The sequence below is a fragment of the Singulisphaera photorubra genome, from assembly GCF_045290345.1.
Lineage (GTDB): Bacteria > Planctomycetota > Planctomycetia > Isosphaerales > Isosphaeraceae > Singulisphaera.
Genome location: NZ_CP155447.1, coordinates 2,475,273 through 2,492,916 on the forward strand (window position 1 = coordinate 2,475,273; position 17,644 = coordinate 2,492,916).

13 protein-coding genes and 1 pseudogene are annotated in these 17,644 nt (G+C 63.1%); 5 read left to right on the forward strand and 9 right to left on the reverse strand.

Annotated elements, in window-relative coordinates; translation table 11 throughout:
- Positions 1-16: 16 nt before the first annotated feature.
- From V5E97_RS09420 to V5E97_RS09430, 3 genes and pseudogenes are all read right to left on the reverse strand, one after another.
- Positions 17-157 carry a hypothetical protein gene (locus tag V5E97_RS09420; protein ID WP_406699068.1) on the reverse strand — a complete coding sequence of 47 codons (141 nt, stop codon included), beginning with the start codon at positions 155-157 and terminating at the stop codon, positions 17-19.
- A 177-nt stretch (positions 158-334) separates the two neighbouring features.
- Positions 335-966: pseudogene (locus tag V5E97_RS09425) on the reverse strand (transposase).
- Entirely contained in the window at positions 966-1,151 is a 186-nt protein-coding gene (locus V5E97_RS09430; RefSeq protein WP_406699069.1) for a hypothetical protein, read from the reverse strand. The pseudogene V5E97_RS09425 and the gene V5E97_RS09430 overlap by 1 nt, the downstream one beginning before the upstream one ends.
- A gap of 58 nt (positions 1,152-1,209) precedes the next feature.
- On the opposite strand from V5E97_RS09430, the gene V5E97_RS09435 reads away from it, so the two are divergent.
- Positions 1,210-1,551 (forward strand): hypothetical protein, encoded by a 342-nt coding sequence (locus V5E97_RS09435; RefSeq protein WP_406699070.1) that lies wholly within the window; start codon positions 1,210-1,212, stop codon positions 1,549-1,551.
- Positions 1,552-1,710: 159 nt separating this feature from the next.
- Here V5E97_RS09435 and V5E97_RS09440 read toward each other — a convergent pair whose 3' ends face one another.
- The gene (locus V5E97_RS09440) at positions 1,711-4,419 is read right to left on the reverse strand and encodes a PAS domain S-box protein (RefSeq protein ID WP_406699071.1); all 2,709 of its coding nucleotides are present in this window, start codon (positions 4,417-4,419) and stop codon (positions 1,711-1,713) included.
- Between the two features lie 510 nt (positions 4,420-4,929).
- Between V5E97_RS09440 and V5E97_RS09445 the strand changes: the two genes are divergently transcribed.
- The gene (locus tag V5E97_RS09445) at positions 4,930-5,274 is read left to right on the forward strand and encodes an RNA recognition motif domain-containing protein (RefSeq protein WP_406699072.1); all 345 of its coding nucleotides are present in this window, start codon (positions 4,930-4,932) and stop codon (positions 5,272-5,274) included.
- Between the two features lie 207 nt (positions 5,275-5,481).
- On the opposite strand, the gene V5E97_RS09450 is transcribed toward V5E97_RS09445, so the two are convergent.
- A complete protein-coding gene (locus tag V5E97_RS09450) occupies positions 5,482-6,081 on the reverse strand; it encodes a DUF3137 domain-containing protein (protein WP_406699073.1) in 600 nt (199 codons plus the stop codon).
- A gap of 353 nt (positions 6,082-6,434) precedes the next feature.
- Here V5E97_RS09450 and V5E97_RS09455 point away from each other — a divergent pair, with 353 nt between their 5' ends.
- From V5E97_RS09455 to V5E97_RS09465, 3 genes are all read left to right on the forward strand, one after another.
- Positions 6,435-8,024, forward strand: a complete 1,590-nt coding sequence (locus V5E97_RS09455; protein ID WP_406699074.1) for a DUF1549 and DUF1553 domain-containing protein — start codon at positions 6,435-6,437, stop codon at positions 8,022-8,024.
- Between the two features lie 104 nt (positions 8,025-8,128).
- Positions 8,129-9,490 (forward strand): DUF1501 domain-containing protein, encoded by a 1,362-nt coding sequence (locus V5E97_RS09460; RefSeq protein WP_406699075.1) that lies wholly within the window; start codon positions 8,129-8,131, stop codon positions 9,488-9,490.
- Positions 9,487-11,166: an EF-hand domain-containing protein gene (locus tag V5E97_RS09465; protein ID WP_406699076.1), complete on the forward strand. Its 1,680-nt coding sequence runs from the start codon at positions 9,487-9,489 to the stop codon at positions 11,164-11,166. Before V5E97_RS09460 ends, V5E97_RS09465 begins: the two co-directional genes overlap by 4 nt.
- A gap of 81 nt (positions 11,167-11,247) precedes the next feature.
- On the opposite strand, the gene V5E97_RS09470 is transcribed toward V5E97_RS09465, so the two are convergent.
- The 4 genes from V5E97_RS09470 to V5E97_RS09485 all read right to left on the reverse strand — a co-directional run bounded on the left by V5E97_RS09470 (position 11,248) and on the right by V5E97_RS09485 (position 17,605).
- Positions 11,248-11,811, reverse strand: a complete 564-nt coding sequence (locus tag V5E97_RS09470; RefSeq protein ID WP_406699077.1) for an imm11 family protein — start codon at positions 11,809-11,811, stop codon at positions 11,248-11,250.
- Between the two features lie 139 nt (positions 11,812-11,950).
- Positions 11,951-13,642: a hypothetical protein gene (locus tag V5E97_RS09475; RefSeq protein ID WP_406699078.1), complete on the reverse strand. Its 1,692-nt coding sequence runs from the start codon at positions 13,640-13,642 to the stop codon at positions 11,951-11,953.
- An 8-nt stretch (positions 13,643-13,650) separates the two neighbouring features.
- Entirely contained in the window at positions 13,651-16,680 is a 3,030-nt protein-coding gene (locus V5E97_RS09480; protein ID WP_406699079.1) for an NPCBM/NEW2 domain-containing protein, read from the reverse strand.
- 403 nt (positions 16,681-17,083) lie between these two features.
- Positions 17,084-17,605, reverse strand: a complete 522-nt coding sequence (locus tag V5E97_RS09485) for a hypothetical protein (RefSeq protein WP_406699080.1) — start codon at positions 17,603-17,605, stop codon at positions 17,084-17,086.
- Positions 17,606-17,644 lie beyond the last annotated feature (39 nt).

The following is a 17,644-nucleotide window of genomic DNA, read 5'->3' on the forward strand; positions in this document are numbered from 1 at the left end:
TGGACCTCGACCTTGATCACGACCGGTTGGGGGCGAGCCAACTGTCGGCCTGATACTCGACGCAAAGGAACAACCGTTGAGGTTGGCCAGTCTCTTCGTATTGCTGAAGGGCGTCCTTCAGGAGAGCGTCACTCATGGCCCGCAGCCGAGAGTTCATGCCGATTCCCAGGTATAGCTCAATCGCAATTCCTGGCAGACGTCATACATTAGGGGAACGCCAAAGCCACTGTCGCCTCGGACATGGATCTGCACGTCAGGCCAGACAGCCCGCAATCGCCCCACCAGATATCGCAGATCGTTGTTGGCCCCAAGAATGCAGCACAGGTGCCATACCTCAGTCCACGAGGAGAACCATATCGTTTTCTGCACACGTTATGGCAATTGGCAAATACTGATTCTGTTCATAGTAGCCATGAAACATAGTGAGTTGTTGCTGGCCATGTGCGGGGTCGTCGAACGCGTCGATGTCGAAGGTGAGATGGTTGGGCGGCCGATCGAACGACTGAATGAAGAGGTCAACCATCACATCCCGTAACCTCCAGAGGTCGGCGATCGAGACCGCGTTCTCGAAGCGCGAGCGTTGGCTGACTCGCGAGGTCAAGGCCGTCGGGAGACGCCCGGCGAGGAGTTTGAAGACGGGATCGGAGCGTAAAGTGTCGTGGTCGTTCTGGTCCTCGTAATCGGCGAGGATTCCAAGATCCGCTGCCGGACCATCGTGGCAATGGACTGGCGGGCGAGCGAAGGATTTCGAGTGTCCTGAAGGGCGGCAGCGAACTGTTCCGTGAGGTGAATTCGCTCGTCGAACTGGCGTATGAGCAGCAGTCCGGCATCACTGGAAAGCGGTGAGGAAGAGACTTCGATTTCGACAGGCCGCGAGGCCAAGAAATCCAATGACACCGGCGGAACAGAGTGTAAACTCATAGGGAGGCCTCTGGTGGCGTCGAATGTGTCGTTGTAGTAACACATTAGACGAAATCAGAGGCCTCTTTATTGAGTCGAGTTTGAATAATCCGGGTTAGTCCGGCGATTCCGGCCAGGTCGGCCACCCCGGACCAGCTCAGGTCGAGGGTGTGCAGCCGGGGCAGACCCGCCAAGTGGGCGAGTCCAGGGCCGACGATCCCTTCGACGCTGTCGAGGGAGAGTTCCTCCAATTCGGTCATCCCGGCGAGATGAGCGAGAGCGGCATCGGTGATCTCTTGACGTTCCAGCGTGAGCTTGACGAGGCGGGTCAGCCCTCGGAAATGGCACGTCGGCGATGATGACCTTGTCCCAGTCGACCTGCGCCGCCGCCGCTGCGAACGCGTCGAGTTCTTCGACCTCCTCGTCGGACTCGGGCATCCCAAACTTCACGACCACTTCGCCTGCCTGGTTTACCTCCCTCCAGAGCAAGTTGCGGTCGTCGGGACCCCACCGCGTCGGGGCGAGCAGCAGGCGCCTGACTTCGCAGGACGTTGCGGAGCCATCCTCATCGCCGTCCTCCTCCTCCAACGGGGGGAGCGGGAATCGGCCGAGCGGCAGAGCACCCGCAAGCACCAGGAAGGAGCGGCGTGAAACTCCATTGCCGTCGGACGACTCGTGTTTGGCCATGACCTGGCTCCGGTCTGTATGTCCGATCGATGACCCCAGGAGGGTCGCTCGACTCTCACATTGCTCGATCGGCTGGTCAGGATGGTTGGTTGAGTGCGACCCGTTCCTGGAAACTGCATTGGGTTAAGTTATTGCGGTCGGAGTCGCTTCGTAGTCTCGCAAGATGTCGCTCAGTAAGTCGGGGTCGACCGGCTTGACGAGATGGAGATCGAAGCCCGCTTCTTTCGACCTCTGGCGATCACTTTCCTGTCCCCACCCGGTCAGAGCGATGATCCGGGTCGTGGCGAATTCGGGCCACTCTCGGAGAGTTCTGGCCACTTCGTAGCCGTCCATGCCGGGCAGGCCGATATCGAGCAGGACCAGCCCTGGCCGGAACGCGGCCGCGGCTTCGAGCGCGGATGGCCCGTCGTGTGCGACCTCGACCTCCTGGTCGTGCAGCCTTCTCAGCAGCCTTGCCAGGCTGTTGGCTGCGTCAAGGTTATCGTCTACCACCAGGATTCGGCGGCGAGTCGGCCTTTGGTCGGGACGCGGCCTTTCCTCCTGAGCACCGACGATCCCGGAGTCGGGGGCCTTCGCCAGGATCGGCAGTTGCACGACGAACTCGCTGCCGGTGCCCGGCCCTTGGCTCGTGGCATGGATGGTCCCCCCGTGGAGCTCGACCAGGTTTTTGACCAGGCTCAGGCCGATCCCGAGTCCGCCGTGGGAGTGGTCCGTGTGGTGTCCGGCCTGAACGAACATGCCGAAGACTTGGTGGAGCATCTCGGGCTCGATGCCGATGCCCGTGTCGCGAACACGGATCACCACCTCCATCTCATCACGCTCGACGTCGATCGCGATCCGGCCGCCCGGTTGGGTGTACTTGATCGCGTTGTTAAGGAGATTTCCGAGGATTTGTTCCAGCCTCGTCGGGTCGGCCTCCAGGTAAATCGAACCGTCCGACTGGGCGACGCACAAGGTGTGACTTCGTGCTTCGAGCGACGACTTCACGGCTTCGGCCGCCCGACCCACGATGGTGGCCAGGTTCACGACTTCCTTGCGAAGTTCGATCTTTCCTCGATTGATTCGAGAGATGTCCATCAAGTCATCGACGAGCCGGGCGAGGTGGGTCACCTGACGCACGGCCATCGCGTGCTCTCGTTCCGAGTCGTCGTAGTCCCGGTTTGCGAGCTTCATCAGGTGGAGGGCGTTGCGGATTGGCGCCAGGGGGTTGCGGAGTTCGTGGGCCAGCGTGGCGAGAAACTCGTCCTTGCGGAGGTCGGATTCCCGCAACGACTCCTCCATCTGCATCCGTTCCGTGATATCGATGGCGATCCCACCGATCAGCGTGGCCTTGCCGTTCTGCCCCAAGACGGGGAATTTACTGACCAGGGAGTGGTGGACGATGCCGTCGGCTTGCAGGAGCGTCTCGACCCTCTGAACGCCCATCTCACGGGCGAGTGCCTTGCGGTCGTTTTCTCGGAACATGACCGCCGTTTCGGGAGGAAAGACTTCCTCATCGACCTTGCCGGAGAGAATGGACCAGGGGAGCTGGAACGCTTTCAGGGCCGCCTCATTGGCGTACAGATAACGCCCTTCCAGGTCCTTGATCCAGGCCAGGCCGGGCAGGTGCTGCATGAATCGCGAGAATCGTTGTTCGCTCTCCCTGAGCCGCTCCTCGGCCTGCTTGCGGACGGTGATGTCTCGCGCGACAGTGGAGGCGCCGACGACGTTTTCAAGCCCATCCCGGATCGGCGAAATCTTGATCGAGACGTCGATGAGGGTGCCATCCTTCCGCCGTCGTTTCGACTCGAAATGGTCGGTATTCACGCCCTGCCGGATCCGAGCCAGGGTGGTCCGATATTCGTCGAGCCGATCCAGGGGGATCAAGAGGGCGGCCGACTGGCCGACGAGCTCCATGGCGGTGTAACCGTAGAGCCGTTGCGCCCCCGAGTTTCCGCTGGTGATGATGCCGTCGAGGGTCGTGCCGAGGATGGCATCGTCTGACGACTCGACGATCGCGGCCAGGTGGCTGCGGACTTCTTCCGCTCGCCGGCGCTCGGTTACGTCCCGAAAGACGAGGACGACGCCGACGATCTGGCCCAACTCATTCCGGATCGGGGCGGCGCTGTCGTCGATGGGACGCGCGCTGCCGTCTCTGGCGATGAGTGCGGTATGGTCGGCGAGACCGACGGTCGTTGCTTCCCTCAAAGCCTGGAGGGCAGGACACTCAACGGGCTCGCCGGTCCTCTGGTTGATGACGCGGAAGAGCGCCTCGAGTGGCTGTCCGCGAGCTTCGTGGGTGGGCCAGCCCGTGAGGGCCTCGGCAATCGGGTTGAGGAAGGTCGCTCGTCCCGTGGCGTCGGTGACGATGACGGCATCGCCGATGCTGGCGAGCGTCACCCGTAACCGTTCCTTCTCGACCCTCAAGGCGGCCTCGACCCCTCTGCGTTCGATGACTTCACGTTCCAACTGACGTTGCTTGGCTCGATCCTCCTCGGCGGCGAGCTCGGCGCGTCGCCGGGCAGCCCGAATCGAGCCCCCCATGACGGAGATCACCAGGCCGACGATCAAGAAGGCCGCAAACTTGACCTGGCCCTCGTGACTTTCCAGGAGGAATGAGCCATAAGGGGGCAGGATGAAGAAGCTGATCAGGAGGCCGCAAAGGGTCAAGGCCAGGAGCGAGGGGCCGAATCCGCCATACCAGGCGGCGAAGACGAGAGCGGTAAAGAAGGTCGACAGCGGGAACTGCCCCCCGAGAAGAGGGTACAGTCCCAAGCGGGTGGCCGTCGCCAGGATGACGGCGAGGAACGCCCCGCCATAGCGCAGCGCAGGCGTGCGAGCAGGGCTAATCATGACCTGTCTGTCCCGTTGTCAGCAAGGCAGCGGGCGTTCGGCGTCGAAGCTGCCCGCAACACGCCCCGAGTCGGCTTATTGGATTATAACAGACATCGGGTGAAGCTCGAACATCCCTGTGGCGGGTCAATTTCGAGGATCTTTTTCGTCCTCACACGGAGTCGCGCATCCGAAGTCCGCGGCGCCTGATCTTCGCTTGATTTGCCTTCGTTTAGCCTGACCGGACGCTTGAGCTCGGCCCGGGCCAATCCTCCAGATTGACCAAAAGATTCGAGTGCTTCAAGAACCGTTGCAAAGAATCGACCGGTAGGTTCTATCAATGAATTTGGGTATTTGTTATGCTTTGGTTGGTTGGTCTGACGACGAAGTGACATCGCCGGTTCATCACGATCCGGACCTTGCCTGCTTTCCTCGCTTTTCCCGCCTCTACGGGTTTCAATGGAAGCCCCTTTCTTCTCGACCCTGAAAGCGTTTTGCGGGTCGTTATGCTTTTGATTCGGAGTCTGACCCTTGGGTAAGAAACTGTATGTGGGCAACCTGACCTACAACGTGAACGAGTCCGACCTGGAGGCGCTGTTCACACCGTTCGGCACGGTGCAGAGCGCCCAGATCATCATCGACCGGGACACGAACCGCTCGAAAGGGTTTGGGTTCGTGGAGATGGACACGGATGCCCAGGCCCAGGCGGCGATTCAGGGGCTGAACGACCGCGACCACGATGGTCGCAACCTGACGGTCAACGAAGCCAAGCCCCGTGAGCCGCGTTCGGGCGGCGGCGGTGGTTACGGCGGCGGCGGCGGTGGTCGTAGCGGTGGCGGCGGTGGTGGTTACGGCGGTGGCGGTGGTCGTTATTGATCACCCACCAGGCCGATAGGGGCTGATCCTTCTGCTCCTGAACACCCGCACGACGGGCCGTCGGACGGATCGTGCTGGCCCCGATGAAGTTGAAGCCCTCGGACAGACCGGATCAGATCGGGCATCACTGCCTGGTCTGGTTCTGGCCACCGAGGGCTTTTGCGATTGTCTCAAACCGAGAGCAGGGACCAAGAGCCGGTCCTTGGTTCATAATGTCACTCCCGGCTCCTCCATTCGTCCCGAGCCAGTCTGGCAGAGTCGGTCGAGAGTGAGGGCGAACAGGTCGAACAGGGCCTTCAGTCGCTTCACGTCCTTGAGGACTCCCACGACCTGGAAGTGCAACTCGTCCACCCCCTTGGGGAAATGGGCTCCAAACCAGCCCTCGTCATCCTTGACCGACAGCCGGATCGTCGGCTGAGCCAGGGCAAGCGCCCGGATCCGGGCGTCGGCGAAGAGCTCGCGGACCTTGTACTCGTCGGTTCCCTTGACGATGAATGCGTCGTCGAATTCAGGAACGCCGACCTCGATGTCCTGCATTCCCAGTAGCTTCCCCAATTCACTGAAGAGCCCGTTGCGGTAGAGCGTGAATCGCAATCCGTCCGGATTGACGTAAGGCGCCCGCATCCGGGTGTAAGTGACGTGGCTATGGCCGGTGGAGACCGTGTAAGTGTCGAGCGTGATCGTCCAGGGGGCCACGTGGGCCTGCACCCGGTTCCCCGACCAGAACCGGCCTTCGACGAACTCGGCCCCGATCTCCTCGCTGAGTTGCCGCCACACCTTGTCCTTGCTCGGTCCGAAGATCCCCATCCGCTGTAGTCCCCCAATGATCTTGATTTGCGGTCCCGCGAGTCATTCGCTGCCGGGGGTGCGAGATTGGCAGTGAATCCATGGCTTCGAGGGGGAAGCGGGCCGCTGAGGGAAATTTTCCAACGGCCGGGCCGTGCTCGAACCGTTCTGATCTGTGACCTTGGTCGATGGGCCTTCGCCCAGGGGCCGAAACCCCAGCCACTATGGACTTCGTTTACGGACCTGTTTGGATTTCGATCCTCTGGTGGGATCCGGTCGTGTCACATTTGTCTGAAGAATATCGTTGACAGCTTATTGGTGCCATCGATAGTTGTAGTAGTCGTTGCCCACATCGAGCGAGAGGGAGGATCGCCATGCTTTTCCGGAGAGCTTGGGTTGCCGTCGCCTGCTTGGTCGCTTTGGGCCCAACTTCCGGGGCGGCCGATGTTCCCGCAGGGCGTGGGCTTCGAGAGCCTGTGGCCTCCGTCCGAGACGCCCACACGCTCGCCGCTCGGATCGATGCGGTGCTGGCCGCGCGGTGGGCCGAGGCCAAGATCCGGCCGGCCGCAGTCGCGGACGACGGGGAGTTCCTTCGTCGGGTCAGCCTCGATTTGATCGGCAAGATTCCGACGGCCGCCGAGGCCCGCGACTTCCTCGACGACCCGAGCCAGGTGAAGCGGCAGGCGCTGGTCGAACGGCTGCTCGATAGCCCGGCTTACACCACGCGGGCCACGGAACTCTGGCGGCAGCTCTTGCTGCCCGAGGCCGATACCGAGGACCAGGCCAGAGTGGTTGCGGGCAGCTTCGAGGCCTGGCTCCGGCGGAAGGTAGTCGAGGAGGCCGGCTACGATCGGATTGTCCGCGAGATCCTCACCACCAAGCTCAACGACCGCAATACCGAGGCGATGGCCAGTCGGCTCGATCCATCTCCGGCAGCCTACTACGTGGCCAAGGAGGGCAAGCCCGAGAACCTCGCCGCCGGCGCGGCCCGCGTCTTTCTCGGCGTCCGGCTGGAATGCGCCCAGTGCCATAACCACCCGTTCGCCTCCTGGAAGCGGGACGATTTCTGGGGCTTCGCCGCCTTCTTCGCCGGCGTTCCCTCCCAGAATCCCGAAGTCGCTGCAGCGGTCCGGGCGCCCCGCGAGGCCGCCGCGCTTCGCGAGTTGACGATCCCCGGGACGAAGAAAGTCGTCAAGGCGGCTCACCTCGACGGCTCGAAGCCCGACTGGCGGCCCCGGGCCGAGACTCGCGAGGTCCTGGCCGACTGGATCATCGCGCCCGAGAACCCGTATTTCGCCAAGGCGCTTGTCAACCGCGTCTGGGCCCGCTTCTTTGGCGTCGGCCTGATCGAGCCGGTGGACGACCTCGACCTCGAGTCCGACCCGGAGTTCGGCGAGCTGGTCAAAGAGTTGGCCGTGCAATTCCGACTCCATGATTACAACTTGAAATACCTGATTCGCGTTCTCACGGCGACGCGGGCCTACAACCTTTCCAGCGTCGCGGCTCCCGGTGAGTCAACGGCGCCCTTGTTTGCTTACATGCCCGTTCGAGGCCTTTCTCCCGGCCAGCTTTTCGACAGCCTCAGCCAGGCCACGGGCGCTGATGCGGCGGAGGCTCGGGCTCGTTTCCTCGACCTCTTCGCCAACCGTGAAGAGCGGGCCACCGAAGCGCAGACCACGATCCTCCAGGCCCTGACGATGATGAACGGCAGTCACATCGCGGACGCCACCAACCCGGCGACGGGCGCGGTGCTTGGCGCCGTGACCAAGGCCCCGTTCCTGGACACCCCGGGCCGGATCGAAACCCTTTATCTCGCGACCCTGACGCGCCGACCGAAGCCCGAGGAGCGGTCGCTCCTGGTCCGCTACGTGGACCGATCGGAGAGCCCTGAGGATCGTGCCAAGGCGCTCGCCGACGTCTTCTGGGCCATCCTGAACGGACCCGAGTTTCACCTCAATCATTGAGGAAGGGCCCGGTATCGTCGGATCCGCGCGATCGACCGGATTGAGCTCGTCCTCCGTGACCCGCGTCTCGATTTGGCACGTCTAGAAAAAATGGGGATGCCGCCATGAATCGCCCGCGCTCGACTCACCAGGTCCCGCCACTGACTCGAAGGCAGGTGCTGCGGTTGGCTGCGTTGGGGGCCCTGGGGGCATCCTCCTCCGGCTGGATCGAGACGCTGGCGGCCAACACGGCCACCGATCCGAACCGGCGCAAGTCTTGTATCTTGCTCTGGATGACGGGGGGCCCGAGCCAGACCGATACGTTCGACCCCAAGCCGGGACATGCCAACAGCGGTCCGTTCAAGCCGATCGAGACGACGGTGCCGGGGATGCTCCTCGGCCCGCATTTACCGCAACTCGCCCGCCAGGCGAAAGACCTCGCCCTGATCCGTTCGATGAGCTCGAAGGAAGGGGATCACGGCCGCGCCACTTACTATCTCCGCACGGGTTACCTCCCCCAGGGGCCGGTCCGCCACCCGTCGCTCGGCTCACTCGTTGCCAACGAGTTCGAGGATAAGTCGGCCGAGTTACCAGGGTTCGTGAGTATCTCGCCGTTCCGTGCGTTCAATCCGGCGGCCTTCGGGGCGGGGTTCCTCGGCCCGAGATGCGCTCCCTTGATCGTGGGGGAGCGGCCCGTCGGTGGTGGTGGTGACTCCGCCACGCAGCCTTCGTTGCGGGTTGAAGATCTCGAGACGCCGCGCGACATCGGCCGCGCCCGGGCCGACGACCGGCTCCAGTTGATGCACACGCTCGGGGGAGACTTCCTTGCCTCCCGCCCCGGGCTCGCCGCGCTCAGCCATCAGGACGCCTATCAGCGGGCCGTCAAGATGATGAGGTCGTCGGCCGCCAAGGCGTTCGAGCTGGATGAGGAACCGGCTGCGCTTCAAGATGCTTATGGCCGGAACCCGTTCGGCCAAGGGTGTCTGCTGGCCCGTCGGCTCGTTGAGCGTGGGGTCCCGTTCGTCGAGGTGACGCTCTCGTCCGTCGATGGTTCGATGGCGTTCGGGTGGGACACGCACCAGCAGAACTTCGAGGCCGTCGAGAAGCTCAGCGGCGTCCTCGACGCGGGCTGGGCCACCTTGATGACCGACCTCCGCGCTCGAGGCCTGCTCGACTCGACCCTGATTGTCTGGATGGGCGAGTTCGGTCGGACCCCGAAGATCAACGAGAACGCCGGCCGCGACCACTTTCCGAACGCCTGGTCGACCGTTCTGGCCGGTGGCGGGATTCGAGGCGGCCAGGTAATTGGCGACACGGGGGCCGACGGGGAGCAAGCCAAGGACCGGCCGGTTCAGGTGCCCGACCTGCTCGCGACCGTCGTTCGGAGTTTGGGAATCGATCCGATGAAGCAGAACGTCGTCGACACGGGCCGGCCGATCCGGCTCGTTGACCCGAAGGCCAACCCGATCAAGGAAATCCTCGGATGACGGTTGCTACCCACTTCCTGGCCGTCACTCTTGCCCTGGTCGCAGCCGCCCCCGATCCGGCGGATGACGCCTCTGAAGCTGTGGGTGACACCGCACGGACTCTCGTCTTTCTCGGTGAGGAGCGGCCGGTCTTCCTCCGTCTCCAGGTTACGGCGGGCGACCGGCCGTTTGACGCGGCCTGGCCCGAGTCGATTCGGATCATCCACGCCTGCCTCGACCGCGATGGTGACGGCAAGCTCACGACCGAGGAGGCGAACAAGGACGCGCTTGCCGCACTCGTGCGCCTGGCGACCGGCGGGGCCACAACTTTGCCCCGCGGTGAGCTCGACGTTTCGCCAAAAGACGGTGTCGTCTCAACCGACGAATTGGCCGAAGTCCTCCGACCGGTTCTCGGCCCGTTCCACGTCCAGGTCGGTCGGCTCGCGATCAACCGGACGGATGCACTCTTCGACCATCTCGACCGCGACAAGGACGGCGAACTCACCAGAACCGAGCTGGCCACGATCGCGGGGTCGCTTCGTCGGCTCGACCTCGACGATAACGAAATGATCAGCCCCGCGGAACTGGAGCCGTTCAATAGCCCGACGGCCATGGCCATGGCGGGGAATGCGGCCGATCGCCAGGCACGCTTCACCGCGGTGCCGCCGGTCATCGAGCTGGTTGCGGGTGAGTCGTCGCTTCGGATGGCCCGGCTTCTGCTCAAGAAATACGATAAAGGGCGGGGCGACGTTCCGGGAAGGCCGGATAGCAAGCTGTCGCCTGAAGAGTTCTCCATCGACCCCGACGCCTTCGCCCGCGTTGATACGAACCACGACGAGGCCCTCAGCACCGACGAGTTGCGGAAATTCCTGGCCCGGGCTCCGATCGACCTCGACCTCGAGATTGCTCTCCTGCCCGACGCCTCGGGCGGAGCGACGACCCGGGTCCGCGGCGATGGAGTGCTCCCCAAAGGCACACAAGTCCGGCAACTGCCCGATGGCGACGTCGAAATTGCGGTCGGCCGGATTCGACTGGATGTGCACGTCGATCAGGGCGGTACGGTGGCCGAGACGCTCCGCCGCATCTATCTCAGGCAGTTCAAGGCCGCTGATGCGAACAAGGATGGCTACCTCGAAGGCAAAGAACTCCCCGCCGAGAATGTCCAGGTGCAGGTGCAAGCTCAGGGCCAGGTTTCCCCGCTCGCCGGCCTGACCAAGGTCATCGACCGTGACGGTGATGGCAAACTGTATGAGAAGGAGCTGATTGACTTCGCCGACCGGCAGAGCGAGGCAGCGCGAGGCCGGTTGGTTCTCACGGCCTCGGACCAAGGGCGGGCGATCTTCGGCATCCTCGACCTGGATCGCGACCGTCGACTCAGCGCCCGCGAAGTGATGCGGACCGTCGATCGGATCACCTCGTGGGACGGCGATGGTGACGGCCGCGTCACGGCCGACGAGATCCCGTACCATTTTCAGGTCAACATCGCCCGCGGTGAGTTCACCGGCCTGACCGGCGCCGGGGTTGGAGTGGCCAACCCAGCGATTGGGTCCTTGGTCTCACCCAAACCGGCCGCGCTCACCGCCGGCCCCGACTGGTTCCGCCAGATGGACCGCAACCGCGACGGTGACATCTCCACCGTGAATTCCTCGGCCCCCGCACCCAGTTCGACCGCCTCGATCGTGACAAGGACGGCCTGATCGATGCCGAAGAGGCGGGCGCCGCCAGTGCGAAAGCGGAGGCCGGTAGGGATCTCGGCCCGTAGCGATTCAAACACGTTTTCAGGGCGATCGGGTTGCGTCCACTGTCGGGAGAGCTTCGAACAGCAGCCCTCTCAGGCCGTTGGCCTCGACGGCACGGCGAAACTCCTCATCGACGAGCAGCTCGCCAGCGGTCTCTCTCGGAAGCTTAAAAATATGAAAGTTGTGATCAAGATTTGAATTAAAGCTATATTTGATTAGTTTCATGATCATGCCGTCTGTGTAACGACGCATTTGGGATTTTTCGGTGTCAATACAATCGATAAATTTCCTGACATTGATAATGAAGTGGGGTTTTCCATTGGGATGGACGATGGGCAACGCCTCACAGTAACCGCCAATGACTGGGCGAAGGCTGTCCCACGCCCGTTCGCTGAAGATCGGGACCCTCCAGAAATTGCTGAGGCTGGGAAAATCTCCGTCTGCGTGGGGATTCTCATCGAAGCCATGGCAATGGATCGGAATCCACCCTGAGGTGAGGGACCTATCCAGGAAGTGGATGTTCATGACTCGGGCGTCATCGGCTAACGAGACGCCGATCCCAGCATAGGCGTTGGCGTCAGGGCGGTAGAGGTAGTAGGCCATGGTGACTCCAGCATTTTTTCCCGTCTTACGGGAATCACCCCGGCGGTCCTCCCCTCGGGACGCACGCCGGGCGTTCTGCCACCGGCCGGCCGGCCGCGCTACTGTTCGAGCCAACTCCGAGTCGGACGGCGACCGGTCGTCACGGCACCTGCCGGTTGAGCTTGAGCAGCAGGCGTTCTGCGCGAAAGACGATCTCGATGTCCTTGTCTCTGAGGGCGTCTTCGAGAACCGGCACGGCGACGGGGCCCAACTCGAAGAGCTGAATCTCCGCGGTTTCGCGGGCCTTGGGGAGGTCGTCTCCCAGCTTCTGCACGAGTTCCCGGGCCTTGTCCTGGAGGCGAGGGTCGATGCCGTGCACGACCAGGGCGGCGGTGCGGACAAACTTCTTGGGAGCGGGGAAGACATCCAGAAGCACGGCCTCGTCGATCGCGTCGCGCGAGAAGTGGGCCAGGACGATCAGTCCGTCAGGCGCGAAGAGGGCCTCGCTATACTGGCCGAGGAGTGACTCGATCACCTCTTCACGCAGCCCCTGCGCGGCCAGTCGGCGGGTGTACGAGTCGCGGGTGAGCTCGCGGTAGGATGGGTCTGCGGCCTTCAACGGCTGTGAGAGCGTGAGCTTGACCGGCGGACCCTCGATCACGGCTCCCTTCTTGCCGGAGTCCTCGGCGAGTCGGGTGGCCGTGGTGATGAAGAGGCTTCCGTCTTCGGTGACGCGGTAGCTCAGCGCGACGGTTCCGAGCACTTCGGCCAGGGCGTCGCGAGCGGCGATGTTGGCCGCTTTCAGGCTCATCGTTTTTCCGAGGTCGACCTCTTCCTTGACCAGGGTCTTCTCGTCCAGCTCATAGCGGAGCCGGGCCTGGCCCGTGACGAGGTCAAGGACTTCTTTGCGAGGGGCCTGCTCGACGTTCACAGTGATGGGGCGGTTGAGGATCTGGTCGACGCGGGCCTTCACATTCGCGTCCCCTTCGGCCGGCAGCGGTTTGGGCTCGTCCTGCTTCTCTTTTTCTTTGTCCTTCTTCGCATCCGTCTCGGCCTTTTCGAAGACATCTTCCGCCTTCTCGGTGCTCGACTTCTTTTTCTTCTCCAGCGCCTCCTTCTCCTTGGTCTTCTTGACCGACGTCTCATCCTTCCCTTCAGGGGTTCCCGAGGGGAGTTCGTCGAGCCAGCCGACGCGGTAGCCGTTGTCCGTGGGGGCGATCACGGCGACATCGAGCAGCCGGTACTCGGTCAAGTTTTGCAGGGTGTACTCGTCGGGTCCGCCCCGGAGTTTGAGCGGGATCGGGACGGCCAGCTCGGTGTCGTAGGCGAGGAACCGTTCGGCCCGCGACTCGCGCTGATGGTAGAGGGCGGACTCGAGCTTGCGGAGGCCGGGGAGCCAGTGGGCTTCCGGCAGAAAACCCATGGGGATGTCTTTCGCGGGGGCCTTGGTGAGGTCGGACTTGAACCATTGGATCCGGCCGGCGCGTTCGCTCCCAGGCGGCCAATGGGCGAGGATCGTCCCTTTTTTCACGCGGAGGTCGATGTCGATGTCACGGTTCGGCTCACCGAAGAACTGCACGACGGAGATGGGCGCGATCGGGAACTTGCCGGTCAACTCCTTGCCGTCGAGCTTCGGCCGGCTCGTGCCGATAACTCCGGGCATCGCATTCTTGTAGACCCGCGACGCGTTGAGTGTGAGCTGCGACGGACTGCTGACCCAGATCGACCAGTCGTAGACCTCGACGGCAGGCTGAGGCTTGTCATCTTCCGCCCGGGCGGTCGGCAACGACGCGCCTAGACAGAGCAAGAGCAGGGGGGCGAGCCGGAACGATCGGCCGAGAGACTGACGCATGGGTCGACTCATTTGTCACTCCCGGGTTTCGTGGTCGTATTCGTGGTTTGCGGTTCGGCAGAACCCGGTTTCGTTTGACTCGCTGGAGCCGCCTTCGTCGCGGACGCCTCGGCCTTCGGCGGAGGCTTCCTGAACAGGCGGGCGTTCGCCCAGATGACGCGGTCGCCCGTGTCCTGGTCAGGGCCGAAATCGATGACGAGCTTGAGTTGCTTGGCATTGGCGATGGGGAGGGAGAGCTTGACGGGGGGGGCGTCGGCCCGGAGGTCGGGGTTGGCGTAGACCTCCTTATCGTCGGCGTAGACGCGGCAGTCGACCCGCCCCAGCTTTTTGGCCGACTCATCAAACCCGACGACGGTCTCGAACGTGGTGTATCCACCGTCCAGGTCGTAGGTCAGGGCAGATCGGGAGTGGACCGCCAGGCCGTGCTCATACGTGATTCCGTCCATCTTGAGTGGCGTCCCCGCGAGGCTGACGTCTTTGCGCCAGGGGGAGCGGCGGCCGAAGAAGGGGGTCTCCTCGACCTTGCTCGGCTCGAGGTCGGACAGGTAGGTCATTTGCCCCCCGCGGAACCGGACACCGCGGATCTCGGCGGCGGGGAGGTCGAGGCTCTGCCCCCAGGCGGTCTCGACCTTCCAGGTCTTGGCTTCCAGGGTCTTCCAGAGGCCCGAGACGACGATGCCGCCCGCCATCGAGAAGGTGGGACGCAAGCCGGCGGGCCGCTCGGGCTCCGGCCGCGCGGCGAGAACGAGGCCCTCGACCTGCTTCAGCGACAGCGACCGGGTTTTGTCCTGAAAGTGAAAGAGTAGCTTGTCTTCCGTCGTCCCCTCGGCGATGCCCGGGATCGCCACGATCTCTTCGTCTTTGGACCTTGCCAGCAGCAGGTCCTCGGTCCCTCGCGTCCGGAGTCGTTTGGCGAACGACTCCGGTGACTCCTTGTGCTCGGGAAGTCCCATGTAGATCCCGGCGACGCGAGCCAGCGGCACGGTCAGGCGATCTCCCCAGGGAGTTTGGAGACGTAACGATTCTTCGCTCAGGCCCTCGAACTTGCCGAAGAGTTGCTCGTCGCCTGTCAGGTAGACGCGTGCATCGAGCGAGGGGGGCGGTGCCTTCGCGTCGACGGCGAGTTTGGGGTCAGAGCGTTTGTCTGACTTGATGGTGGCGTTGCCGCTCTGGCCATCGGCGTAGGTGATGTTGACCGTCAGGTCCTTGCCGTTGAGGTCTCCGGCCGGGGGCTCAAGGAACATGTCGGCCCATGTTTCGGTCCCGGCGCGGCGGACGACCAGCGGCCAGTCGCGAGAGTCGGTGGTGTCCAGCCGCCAGGCCGTCGGGCCCTTATCGGTCTGAGCGTTGATCGTGACTTGCTTGATGACCGCCGGTCGCAAGTTGGCGAGGGTCAAATGCAGGTCGCAGATCCCATTTGGCTTGGGTTCAAGCTTGGGGATTTTCGCGGGGGCCACCGTCCCCGGTGGCGGAGCGAGGACATCGTCGGTCTTGGCGACCGTCTTTGCCTCTCCATCCTTGGGGGCTTCCAGACCGGGCATGGTGAAGTCGAGGTTCGGCTGGCCAAGGACGCGCCCGGAAAGGGTCAGGGCCTTCTCGAACGCGATGCCTTCCACCTCATCCAGCGGGACCCGCGCCTTGGGTTCGATCTTCGGCGGTGGGGTTGGCTTGGCGTCCTTCGGTTTCTCTTTGGTGTCGACCTTGGCGTCTTTGGGCTTGTCCTTGGCGTTGGCTTCTTTGTCTTTGGCGTCATCCTTGGCGTTCGCGTCTTTGGGTTTGTCCTTGGTGTTGGCTTCTTTGTCTTTGGTGTCATCCTTGGCGTTCGCGTCTTTGGGTTTGTCCTTGGTGTCATCCTTGGGATTGCTGTCTTTGTCTTTGCTGTCATCCTTGGCGTTAGCGTCTTTGGGTTTGTCCTTGGTGTCTTCCTTGATGCTGGAGTCTTTCGCTTTTTCGGAGCCATTGTCTTTGGTGTCGGCGTCTTTCGCCTTCTCGGTGGCGTCGTCTTTGGCCGCGGCTTCTTCCGTCCCCTTCGACCCAGTCTCTTTCGCCGTTTTGGTCTGGTCCGGCTTTGCCGCCTCGGTTGGCGCCGGGGAATCGGCACCCGCCGGTTTCGGTGTGGCGCTGTCCTTTTCTTTGCCTTTTTGCGGCGCCTCCCCAGGGTTGGCTCCCTTCGGGGCGGGAGTTGTCGGGGGCGAGGGCGGGGGCGTGGGAGGTGGGCCGCCAACAACGAGCTTGCCGTTTTCGAGTGCGGTGGGTTCGCCGTGAATGATCTCGCCGAAGACGGTGCGGACCTCGGTCCCGAGGCCATTGATTCGATCGGCGCGAATCGTCAGGTCACGGAGGACGACGTCCAGCGCCTCGGCGCCGTTGCGGTTGACGGCGAACAGCTTCACTCCCGCGATGTCGGCCGCGCCCAGTTCGAGCTGCCCGAGGTAGCGATCGGATCCGGATTCGCTGTCGAGCACGTGATAACGGACGGTCGAGCCCTCGCGCTTGAGCTCCAAACGGAACGTCTCCCCCTTGGCTGGGAAGGTCTGGCGAGGCGCCTTGTTGGGCTTGCCTCCAGGCTGCGGCATCCCCATGCCCTGCATGGCCATCATCTGCATTTGCATTTGCATGGCCTGCTGGCCTTGGGCGTTGTTGGCCTTGTTGATTGAGCGGTAGACGTCTGCGCCGGTGGTCTCGATCAGGCGGACGAGCGTGGCGTCGGGCTGATCGACGTTCTGGGTGGCGATCGCCAGGCCGACCGCCGCGCCATCATCTTGCGCAGGCTTGGGGAGCTTGCGAATCACGAAGTTGGCCGTGACCGTGAAATCGCCGCCGAACTTCAGCGCTTGCGGCGTTTTCCAGCCGGTCTCGGCTTCGCCGGGCGCGAGGGTGACGTGCAGGCCGTCGTCCTCACGCTTGACCTGCTTCTTCTCTCCGTAGGTCTCGGCGTCGAGCGTCGTCTGGTCGATTTTTTTGGCGTCGAGCGGCCGGGTGTAGTCGTGGACGTCGCCGGTGACGAGGCCGACCCAAAGTAGAACCAGGCGGTGCATCGCATGCCCTCGATCGATGAACGCCGCGGGCCGGGCCACCTCCCTGAACGGGGCCGAGCAACGGGCGGGCTTGGGTCTTGGACGAATCGAAGAAGTCAGGATTTCTGAAACGAACCCGTAGCAATGGATCGCAAATTTACGCGATGTGCCGGCAAGTCCTGGCCACACGTTGGAATCATTCAGTAGCACGGCCGGCCCGGCCGTAATTCCCATTCCCGGCCGGCCCGGCTGTAACTCCCCCGGTCTCCGGCCTCATTGGAGAATTACGGCCGGGCCGGCCGTGCTACTGTGGGAATCACACTTCAAGCTTCGACAAGAATGAATGCGTTGGATGCCGATTGAGTCGTTCGCGAAGTGTGGCCAGGGTTGCTTTTTGCAACCCCGGCCCTCGGACGGTTGTTCGTCAGGGGTTCTCGACCGCTTTTTTCTGTTCATCCGCTGTCTTCGCCTGGGGAGCCGAGCTGCTCTTCTCCTCGGCGAGGCGCCGATAGTAGCGTTCGAGCACTGTGCGATACTCGGGCGGGAACCCTTCGGACATCGACTGGAGGATCCGGTCGCGCTCGCGGCCCGAGAGCTTGCCCCAGTCTTTCCCGGTATCGCTTGGGTTCAGGAGAGTTCCGATCCCTCCTGTACCGTTGCTGATCGTCGAGTCGGCCATGCCTTTGTTGGGGTTGTTGCGTTTCATGCCGTTTTTGCAGGCCATGCATTGCTTTTCCAGGGAGGCGATGAGCTCGTCGAGGTCCTGGACGATGGCCTTTTGCTCGGTCTGGACCGGCTTGCCCGTTTCCGTCCGATTCAGCTCGTCGGTGACGTTGGCCATCTTGAGGGCGATCGCCGCGGCCGGCGGATCGGCCGCGAAGGCGGGTTGGAGCAGACACGACATCAGCGCCGTGGCGCCCAGGATGCGAATGTTCTGTCTCATCATCACCTCGTTGGTCTTGGATCTTGGGATTTGGGTCAGGTC